The organism is Rodentibacter mrazii (assembly GCF_001998825.1).
In the GTDB taxonomy this organism is placed as follows: Bacteria; Pseudomonadota; Gammaproteobacteria; order Enterobacterales; family Pasteurellaceae; genus Rodentibacter; species Rodentibacter mrazii.
On record NZ_MLHG01000123.1, the window covers coordinates 1 to 1,066 of the forward strand.

The following is a 1,066-nucleotide window of genomic DNA, read 5'->3' on the forward strand; positions in this document are numbered from 1 at the left end:
GGGGATTATTACATCTCCGTGCCGGAACGCTCGGAAATCGCCCGAAAATTTAAAGCCAATTATCTGGTCTCCATTCATGCAGATTCTTCTCTTAATCCGAGCCAACGAGGAGCCTCAATATGGGTGCTTTCAAATCGCCGGGCAAATGATGAAATGGGACAATGGTTAGAAAATGATGAGAAACGTTCCGAATTATTAGGGGGGGCAGGAAAAGTTCTCTCTCATAATAACGACAAATATTTAGATCAAACCGTACTTGATCTGCAATTTGGACATAGCCAGCGTACCGGTTATGAAATCGGCAGACATATTTTACGTCGCTTTTCAAAAATCACCACATTAAGCCGCAATACACCACAGCACGCCAGCCTTGGCGTGTTGCGTTCTCCGGATATTCCCTCAGTCTTGGTGGAAACCGGTTTTCTCTCAAATGCAGAGGAAGAACAAAAACTCAATTCTCCCACCTATCGTCGCCGTATCGCTTATATAATTTATGAGGGGTTAGTAGCCTATCGCAACGGTAATTTAAAATCCATTGTGGCTTTTGAAGGTGATGATAAAGAAAACAACAGTAAAACCAACCGCACTTTATTAACCAAAGACAGTTTAATTCGCCATAAAGTGAAAAATGGCGAAAGCATTGGCAGCCTTGCCAATAAATATGATGTGAAAATGGCGGATATTATTGCCCTTAACAAATTGAAACGTAAAGAACTATGGATTGGCGAAACCATAAAAATTCCGGATAACGGTAAAAATCAAAAAATTGTTGAAATCAAGAAAACGGAAAAAACAACAAAATCAGCGGATAAAAAAGACAAGAAGAAAACAGATAAAGACGACAAGAAAAACAGCAAAACTGATGGAAAAAAAGCGGATATTCCGCTCTATCACACTATCAAAAAAGATCAGACGATTTATGCGGTTTCACGAGAATATAACATTCCGGTAAACCAAATTTTAAAACTCAATCCGACATTAAAAAACGGTAAGGTGATTACCGGTCAAAAAATTAAATTAAGGGAAAAATAATGGCGATTAAAATTCTTTCACCCCAACTTGCAAA

Annotated in this window: 1 protein-coding gene; it reads left to right on the plus strand. The window is 38.7% G+C overall.

What is annotated here, in order from left to right; translation table 11 throughout:
• Positions 1–1,032: N-acetylmuramoyl-L-alanine amidase (locus tag BKK47_RS12155; RefSeq protein WP_143529634.1), on the plus strand; the 1,032-nt coding region annotated here is incomplete at its 5' end.
• Positions 1,033–1,066: the final 34 nt, after the last annotated feature.